Source organism: Bradyrhizobium sp. Leo170 (genome assembly GCF_004296405.1).
In the GTDB taxonomy this organism is placed as follows: Bacteria; Pseudomonadota; Alphaproteobacteria; order Rhizobiales; family Xanthobacteraceae; genus Bradyrhizobium.
On sequence record NZ_PSRR01000369.1, the window covers coordinates 1 to 8,269 of the forward strand.

Below are 8,269 nucleotides of genomic sequence, written 5' to 3' on the forward strand. Positions count from 1 at the left end.
CCGGCGATCGCGGCCGGCGCCGCCTTTGCACAAGCGCGCGACAGGGACGCGACCGTGCTGGCGCTCGCCGCCGATCACGTGGTTGAAGACACCGAGGCCTTCGTCGCCGCCTGTCGCGAGGGGCTGATTGCCGCGAAAGCAGGCCGCATCGTCACCTTTGGCGTCAATCCCGAGCGCCCGGCCACCGAATACGGCTATATCAGCCCCGGCGATGGCATTTCGGGGCAGGTGCGCGCGGTCGCAAAATTCGTCGAGAAGCCGGATGCGGCAACCGCGGCCGACTACATCACGTCGGGCTATCTCTGGAACAGCGGCAACTTCATGTTCCGCGCCGACGTCCTGCTCGACGAGTACCGCAATTTCGATGCCGCGAGCGTGGAGGCGGTGACCGAGGCGGTGACGAAGACCGAGCGCGATCTCGGCTTCGTCAAGCTCGATGCGGATGCGTTCGGATCGGCGAAAGCGATCTCGATCGATTATGCGGTGATGGAAAAGACCGCGCGCGCGGCGGTGGTGCCGGTGTCCTGTGGCTGGTCGGATGTCGGCTCCTGGCACGCGGTGTGGGAATTGTCTGATAAAGACGGGCAAGGCAATGCCGCGCGCGGCGCTGCGGTCTTCGAGGACTCCCGCAACAGCAACGTCTGGACCGACCGCGCGCTGGTCGCGCTCGAGGGCGTCGACGACCTCGTGGTGGTCGCGACGCAGGACGCCATCCTGGTGTCGCGGCAGAAGGACGCCAACGGCCTGAAGCGCCTGGTGGCGAAACTGAAGACGGTGGCGCCCGAGGTCACAGAGAACCACATCAAGGTGCATCGGCCCTGGGGCTCGTACCAGTCGGTCGACAATGGCGAACGCCACCAGGTCAAGCGCATCATCGTCAAGCCGGGCGAGCGGCTGTCGCTGCAGAAGCACCATCACCGTTCCGAGCACTGGATCGTGGTCCGTGGCGCCGCGCGCGTCACCGTCAACGAAACGGTGAAGATCGTGCACGAGAACGAGTCGATCTACATCCCGATCGGCGCGGTCCACCGGCTGGAGAACCCCGGCAAGATCCTGCTGGAATTGATCGAAGTGCAGACCGGCAGCTATCTCGGCGAGGACGACATCATCCGTATCGAGGACGATTATCAGCGCACCTGATGGTTGCGCCGTGCATCGATTTCGTCCCAGATGGACGGCGAGACCGTGTAATCTTTTGAATCAAAACGTGTCCGGATTTGCGCGTTGGCATTCGCCACATTTGTGACGGCATGCTATAGCGTGTGCGTGACGATGCTTCGGGGAAAGAAAGCACGTCAGGACAAGGGGATAGGGCTGCGGCCTGATTCGGTGAATCAGGCTGGTCCGGGGAAGAACGCGCAACCGATGGGCGCCACCAAAAGTCTGTTGGGGTAACCACATGAGTTCCAAAGGGTCGGGGTTGGCCGCAAAAGCCGGGATCAGGCGTGCCTTGCGCGTCGGGGTGATCGGTGCGGGGGTCATGGGCAGCAACCATGCACGCGTGCTGGCGGGATTGCCCGAGGTCACGCTGGTTGGGATCGTCGATCCCCTGGCTGAACATCGCGCACGCGCCGTTGCGCTGGTCGGCTGCCGGGCGTTTGCGACGCTCGATGAACTGCTCGCCGAAGGCGTCGATGCCGTGACGATCGCGGCGCCGACCCATCTGCATCACGAGATCGCGCTCACCTGTATCGCGCAGAACGTCCATATCCTGGTCGAGAAGCCCGTCGCCTCCACGGTCGAGGAGGGCAACGACATCGTCACCGCCGCGCGGCAGGCCGGCGTGACGCTGATGGTCGGCCACGTCGAACGCTTCAACCCGGCGGTGGCCGCGATCAAGCAGGCGATATCGGGCGAAGACATCCTCTCGATCGGCATCACCCGCGTCGGTCCGTTTCCTCCGCGCATGTCCAATGTCGGCGTCGTCATCGATCTGGCCGTGCACGACATCGATCTGATCCGCTGGTTCACCGAGTCTGAAATCGTCGACGTGCAGCCGCAACTCTCCAGCGCCGTGGCCGAGCGCGAGGACATCGCGCTGTTGCAATTCCGTACCGCCTCGGGCGTGCTCGCCCATATCAACACCAACTGGCTGACGCCGTTCAAGGCGCGCAGCGTCACGGTCGCAACGCGCGGCAAATATGTGATGGGCGATCTCCTGACCCGGCAGGTCACCGAGTGCTTCGGCTTCAAGCCCGACGGCAGCTATTCGATGCGGCATTTGCCGGTTGGCCACGACGAACCGTTGCGCGCCGAATTGATTGCGTTCCTCGACGCGGTGAGGAGCGGCAAGGAGCCGGCGGTATCCGGCAACGAGGGCGTCGCGAGCCTCGAGATCGCGATCAAATGTCTGGAAGCGCCGGCCACGCCCGCCGCGACCATCGCTCGCAAGGCCCCGCGCCGCGTCGCCGGCTGACAGTCTTACTCACGCGTCCCGCAAGGTCCCATGAACCAGCATATGCGCCCAGAACCCATTCCCTTCATCGACCTTGCCGCGCAGCGCCGCCGGCTTGGCACCTCCGTCGATGAGGCGGTCTCCCGCGTGCTCTCCCATTGCCAGTTCATCGGCGGGCCGGAAGTGTCGGCGCTGGAGGCCGAACTCGCAAAGTTCTCGGGCGCAAAACATGTGGTGGCCTGCGCCAGCGGCACCGACGCGCTCCTGATGGTGCTGATGGCCAAGAAGGTCGGCCCGGGCGATGCGGTGCTGTGCCCGTCCTTCACGTTCTGCGCGACCGGCGAATCGGTGGCGCTGACTGGTGCTACGCCGGTTTTCGTCGACGTCGATGAGGCGACGTTCAACATGGATGCCGCCTCGCTGAAGCGAGGCATTGCGACCGCGAAGGCGCGAGGCCTCAAGCCCGTCGGCGTCATTCCGGTCGACCTGTTCGGGCAGAGCGCCGATCATGATGCGATCGCCGCGGTCGCCAAGGCCGAGGGCCTGTTCGTGCTCGATGACGCGGCCCAGGGATTTGGCGCCAGCTACAAGGGGCGGCGGATCGGCACCTTTGGCCTAGCGACGACGACCAGCTTCTTCCCGGCAAAGCCCCTCGGCTGCTTCGGCGATGGCGGCGCGATCTTCACAGACGATGAGGAGCTTGCGCAAACGCTGCGCAGCATCCGCGTGCACGGCCAGGGCTCCGATAAATACGACAATGTGCGCCTCGGCCTGACCGGGCGGCTCGACACCATGCAGGCGGCCGTGCTGCTCGAGAAGCTCAAGATCTTCGAGGACGAGATCGCAGCGCGCAATGAGGTCGCGGAGCGCTATGCGCGCGGGCTCGGCAATGTCGTGACCGTGCCGCGTCTTGCCGCCGGCTGCAGCTCGATCTGGGCGTGCTACACCATCCGCCTGCCCGAGGGCACCGACCGTGACGGCTTTGCCGCGGCGCTGAAGGCGCAGGGCGTTCCGACCGCGATCTATTATACGAAATCGATGCATCAGCAGACCGCCTACCGCGACTTCCCGGTGGCGGAGGGCGGCCTGCCGGTCAGCGAACGGCTTTCGAACGACGTCGTCAGCCTGCCGATTCACGCCTATCTCGACGAGGCGACGCAGGGGCGAATCATCGAGGCTGTGCGCGGCGCGCTTTCGTCCTGATTTCGCCGTTTTGCGGCGCCGGTGCTTGGGCTAGAACCGGCGCATGCTTGGACGCATCTTCACGGTCGGCGGCTACACCCTGCTTTCGCGGCTGACGGGCCTCGCGCGCGACATCATGCTCGCCGCGATCCTCGGCGCGGGACCGATCGCCGACGCCTTCCTGGTGGCCTGGCGCCTGCCGAACAATTTTCGCGCGATCTTCGCCGAGGGCGCGTTCAACACCGCGTTCGTCCCGGCTTACGCCCATGTCCACGGCAAGGGCGGCGATACGTCCGCGCGCCTGTTCGCCGACCGCATCTTTACGCTTCTGTTCCTGTCGCAACTGATCCTGCTGGCGCTGGCCTGGGCCTTCATGCCGCAGGCGCTGCGCGTCCTGGCGCCCGGCTTCACCGATGACGCCGAGCAGCGACAGCTTGCGATCGAGCTGACGCGCATCACCTTTCCGTATCTGCTGCTGATCACGATGGTGACGCTCTATGGCGGCATGCTCAACGTGATGCAGCGCTTTGCCAGCGCCGCCGGGGCGTCTATCCTCCTCAATCTGTCGATGATGGCGACGCTGGCGCTGGCGGCCTTCTTCCCGAGTGCGGGTCACGCTGCAGCCTGGGGCGTGCTGATCTCCGGCTTCCTGCAATATTTCCTGCTCGCGGGCGATCTGGCGAGGCACGGCACGCTGCCGCGCTTTGCCATGCCGCGGCTGGATGAGGACGTCCGCGCCTTTTTCCGCGCGATCGGGCCGGCGACGCTGGGCTCGATGGGCACGCAGGTCGCCGTGTTCGCCGACACCATCATCGCGACGTTCCTCGCGGCCGGCGCGCTGTCGGCGCTCTATTACGCCGAGCGGCTTTATCAACTGCCGATCGGCGTGATCGGGATTGCCGTCGGCACCGTGCTGTTGCCGGAAATGTCGCGGCGGATCACCGCACAGGATGTTGCGGGGGCTGCGGGTGCGCAGCGCCGCGCGTTTGATTTCACCTTGCTTGCCACCGTGCCCTTTGTCGCGGCTTTCCTCACCGTGCCCGATATCATCGTGCGCGCGGCGTTTGCGCGCGGCGCCTTCACCAAAGCCGACGCGGCGGCGGCCGCCGCGACATTGGCGGCCTATTCGATCGGCCTGATCCCGTTCGTGATGATCCGCAGTGCGGTTGCGACGTTCTATGCACGCAAGGATACGGCAACGCCGGTGAAGGCGTCGCTGACCGGGTTGGGGGCCAATCTGCTGCTGAAGATCGGCCTGATGGCCCCGCTCGCCCAGATCGGGCTTGCGCTCGCCACCGCCGTAGGTGCCTGGATCAACCTGTTGCTGGTGCTCGGCTTTGCGGTGCGCGCCGGCTATCTTGAGCTCGATCGCCTGATGATGCTGACCTTTGCGAAATTCGCCGTCTCCGGCCTCGTGCTCGCGGGGGCGCTTTGGTGGACCGAGCGATTCGCGGCCGTCTATTTCGCGCAGATGCATGTGCTGCGCGATGAAACCATCCTTGCGCTCCTGATTGCAGTCGGCGCCTTCGTCTATGGCTTTTCCATCCTGGTGCTGTTCGGGCGCGGATGGCTCTTCGCCCTGCGGCGCGGATAGTTTTCAAGTCAAATCAGCTTTTTGTTGCGGTGCTTCCAAGCTCCGCAATTCGCGGTTTGCGCTTCTTTCCCAACCGCGCCAATATGGCGGGAAACACGCCAAGATGGCGTGGACAACAACGACAATTGGAGTGACGATGGCAGCCCCCATCAAATTCGGCGTCGGCCAGAGTGTACGCCGCAAGGAAGACGACGCGCTCATTCGCGGCATGGGCCGCTACACCGACGACGTCGCGCCGCAGCCGGCGTTGCATTCGCTGGTGCTGCGCTCGCCGCATGCGCATGCGAAGTTCACCATCGATGTCACCAAGGCGCGCGGCCTGCCGGGCGTCAGCCTGATCCTGACTGCGGCCGAGGTCGCCGATCTCGGCGATCTGCCGTGCCTGTTCAACCTGGAGACCGACCCGTTCACCGGTCCGCCCTATCCGATCCTGGCCAAGGACGAGGTGCGTCATGTCGGCGATGCCGTCGCCTTCGTCGTCGCCGAGACGATCGATCAGGCGCGCGATGCGATCGAGGCGATCGACGTGCAGTGGACGCCGCTGCCGGCCGTGATCGGCGTCGTCAATGCCGTGAAGCCGGGCGCACCGCAGGTCTGGCCCGACAAGCCGGGTAACGTGCTGTTCGACGTCTCGATCGGCGACAAGAAGGCGACTGAGGAAGCCTTTGCCAAGGCGCATGCGGTCGCGGAAATCTCGATCGTCAATCCGCGCATCGTCACCAACTTCATGGAGACGCGTGCGGCGGTCGCCGAGTATGACGCCAAGAAGGATCATCTGACGCTGACGATCGGCAGCCAGGGCAGCCATCGCCTGCGCGACATCCTCTGCCAGAACATCCTGAAGATCCCGGTCGAGAACATGCGGGTGATCTGCCCCGATGTCGGCGGCGGCTTCGGCACCAAGCTGTTTCCCTACCGCGAATATGCGCTGATCGCGGTCGCCGCGCGGCAGTTGAAGAAGACCGTCAAATGGACGGCTGACCGTGCCGACCACTTCATGGGCGACTCGCAGGGGCGCGACAACGTCACGACCGCGCGAATGGCGCTGGCCGAGGACGGCAAGTTCCTAGGCATGGACGTCGACCTGATGGGCGACATGGGCGGCTATCTCTCGACCTTCGGCCCGTATATTCCGCATGGCGGCGCCGGCATGCTGCCGGGCCTCTATGACATCCAGGCCTTCCATTGCCGCGTCCGCACCGTGTTCACCAACACCGTGCCGGTCGATGCCTATCGCGGCGCCGGACGGCCGGAGGCGGCTTACGTCGTCGAACGCCTGGTTGATGCGACCGCGCGAAAACTCGACATGACGCCGGATGCGATCCGCCGCAAGAACTTCATTCCGCCGAAGGCGCTGCCCTACAAGACCGCGACCGGGAAGGTCTATGACTCCGGCGACTTCGCCGCGCATATGAAGCGCGCGATGGAGATCGCGGAGTGGAAGGAATTTCCCAAGCGCGCCAAGGCGGCGAAGAAGAACGGTCTGGTGCGCGGCATCGGGCTTGCAACCTATGTCGAGATCTGCGGCACAATGGGCGAGGAGACCGCGAATGTCGCGCTCGACCCCAATGGTGACGTCTCGATCCTGATCGGCACGCAATCGAGCGGGCAGGGCCACCAGACCGCCTATGCGCAGCTCGTTGCCGAACAGTTCGGCCTGCCGCCCGAGCGCGTCCACATCCTGCAGGGCGACACCGACAAGATCGCAACGGGTCTTGGCACCGGCGGCTCGGCTTCGATCCCGTCGGGCGGCGTCAGCGTGCAGCGCGCCACCGCCGCGCTCGGCGACAGACTGAAGGAGATCGCGGCGCAGGCGTTGGAAGCAAGCGCCGGCGACCTCGAGATATCAGACGGTGTGATCCGCATCGCCGGCACCGACCGCTCGATCAGCTTTGCCGATCTCGCCAAGCGTCCCGGCGTCGATCCGTCGAAGCTGAACGCCAGCGCGACCTTCGCCAGTGCCGACGGCACCTATCCGAACGGAACGCATCTGGCCGAAGTCGAGATCGATCCGGCGACCGGCATCATCAAGATCGTGAACTACGTCATCGTCGATGACTTCGGCGTGACACTGAACCCGCTGCTGCTCGCGGGTCAGGTTCACGGCGGCGCGATGCAGGGTATCGGGCAGGCGCTGATGGAGCAGGCGGTCTATAGCGCAACCGACGGCCAACTCGTCACCGGCACCTTCATGGACTATGCGGTGCCGCGCGCCTCCGACGGTCCGTCCTTCGTGTTCGAGACCCACAACGTGCCCTGTGCGACCAATCCGCTTGGCGTCAAGGGCGCGGGCGAAGCCGGCGCGATCGGCTCGTGTCCGGCAATCGTCAACGCGATCGTCGAAGGCCTGTGGCGCGAATACAAGATCGACCACATCGATATGCCCGCCACCCCCGAGCGGGTCTGGATCGCGATCCGCGAGGCGCAGCGACGCCATAATCTCTGATGACGATCTCGTAGCGCGGGAATAAATCCCCGCGCACGGGTTCTACTGGAGAAGCGGCGGTAGGGGCACGTCCGGCAAAAGCTTCACGAAAAGGAGAATTCGCCGATGAAGCGGATGGTTATGGTGGTGTGCGGCGTGCTGCTCGGTGCAAGCGCTGTCATGGCTCAGCAGGAGATCGCCGTTCAGCAGGATAACCTGATGCGGTCGCAGGCGAAGAGCATGTACACCGTGATCGGGAAAATGGTGAAGGGCGATATCCCGTACGACCAGAAGGCGGTCGATACGGCGCTCTCCGATCTCGAAACGAACGTCGCGAAGATCGCGACCGTCTTTGCCACCAACCCAAAGGAAGACGTGAAGGATGCCCACTACACGTCGTCGCCCAAGATCTGGCAGAACAAGGCCGATTTTGATTCCAAGATCCCGCCGGTCACGAAGGCGATCGCCGACTTCAAGGGCAAGGTCAAGAATCTCGATCAGTTGAAGGTGGCCTACACCGCCATCAACGATCGCTGCGGCGGGTGTCACGACACCTATCGTGTCAAATTGAAGTGACGGGAGGTTTCACCTCTCCCGCTTGCGGGAGAGGTCGGCGCGTAAGCGCCGGGTGAGGGCTCTCTCCACACGAAGAGTCTTTATCGCGGAGATACCT

Annotated in this window: 6 protein-coding genes; all 6 read left to right on the forward strand. The window is 64.6% G+C overall.

Going from position 1 to position 8,269, the window contains the following annotated elements; translation table 11 throughout:
• The coding region (locus CWO89_RS37135; protein WP_130583329.1) for a mannose-1-phosphate guanylyltransferase/mannose-6-phosphate isomerase at positions 1–1,140 on the forward strand (1,140 nt) is incomplete at its 5' end.
• A 259-nt stretch (positions 1,141–1,399) separates the two neighbouring features.
• Entirely contained in the window at positions 1,400–2,416 is a 1,017-nt protein-coding gene (locus tag CWO89_RS37140; RefSeq protein ID WP_130583330.1) for a Gfo/Idh/MocA family protein, read from the forward strand.
• Positions 2,417–2,446: 30 nt separating this feature from the next.
• Entirely contained in the window at positions 2,447–3,598 is a 1,152-nt protein-coding gene (locus CWO89_RS37145) for a DegT/DnrJ/EryC1/StrS family aminotransferase (protein WP_130583331.1), read from the forward strand.
• A gap of 43 nt (positions 3,599–3,641) precedes the next feature.
• On the forward strand, positions 3,642–5,171 hold the full coding sequence (murJ, locus tag CWO89_RS37150; RefSeq protein ID WP_130583332.1) for a murein biosynthesis integral membrane protein MurJ: 1,530 nt from the start codon (positions 3,642–3,644) through the stop codon (positions 5,169–5,171).
• A gap of 136 nt (positions 5,172–5,307) precedes the next feature.
• Positions 5,308–7,617 carry a xanthine dehydrogenase family protein molybdopterin-binding subunit gene (locus tag CWO89_RS37155; RefSeq protein ID WP_130583333.1) on the forward strand — a complete coding sequence of 770 codons (2,310 nt, stop codon included), beginning with the start codon at positions 5,308–5,310 and terminating at the stop codon, positions 7,615–7,617.
• A gap of 105 nt (positions 7,618–7,722) precedes the next feature.
• The gene (locus tag CWO89_RS37160; RefSeq protein WP_130583334.1) at positions 7,723–8,172 is read left to right on the forward strand and encodes a c-type cytochrome; all 450 of its coding nucleotides are present in this window, start codon (positions 7,723–7,725) and stop codon (positions 8,170–8,172) included.
• Positions 8,173–8,269 lie beyond the last annotated feature (97 nt).

Bases quoted from the DNA above. Each gene is read 5' to 3' on its own strand.
- CWO89_RS37140 (WP_130583330.1), top strand. From the start codon at position 1,400: ATGAGTTCCAAAGGGTCGGGGTTGGCCGCAAAAGCCGGGATCAGGCGT.
- murJ (WP_130583332.1), top strand. From the start codon at position 3,642: ATGCTTGGACGCATCTTCACGGTCGGCGGCTACACCCTGCTTTCGCGG.
- CWO89_RS37155 (WP_130583333.1), top strand. From the start codon at position 5,308: ATGGCAGCCCCCATCAAATTCGGCGTCGGCCAGAGTGTACGCCGCAAG.
- CWO89_RS37160 (WP_130583334.1), top strand. From the start codon at position 7,723: ATGAAGCGGATGGTTATGGTGGTGTGCGGCGTGCTGCTCGGTGCAAGC.
- CWO89_RS37145 (WP_130583331.1), top strand. From the start codon at position 2,447: ATGAACCAGCATATGCGCCCAGAACCCATTCCCTTCATCGACCTTGCC.